Annotated in this window: 1 protein-coding gene; it reads left to right on the plus strand. The window is 42.4% G+C overall.

What is annotated here, in order from left to right; genetic code table 11:
* Positions 1-203 (plus strand): 2,3-bisphosphoglycerate-dependent phosphoglycerate mutase (locus AX663_RS08615; protein ID WP_156430779.1); only part of this gene is annotated, 203 nt, incomplete at both ends.

Raw genomic sequence — 203 nt, forward strand, 5'->3', positions numbered from 1 at the left:
CGTCGTTACGCTTCACTTGATGACTCAGTAATTCCAGATGCTGAAAACTTGAAAGTAACTTTGGAACGTGCCCGTCCATTCTGGGAAGATAAAATCGCTCCAGCTCTTAAAGATGGTAAAAACGTATTCGTAGGTGCACACGGTAACTCAATCCGTGCCCTTGTAAAACACATCAAACAATTGTCAGATGACGAAATCATGGA

Origin of the sequence: Streptococcus sp. CCH8-H5, from assembly GCF_001556505.1 — a bacterium.
In the GTDB taxonomy this organism is placed as follows: domain Bacteria; phylum Bacillota; class Bacilli; order Lactobacillales; family Streptococcaceae; genus Streptococcus.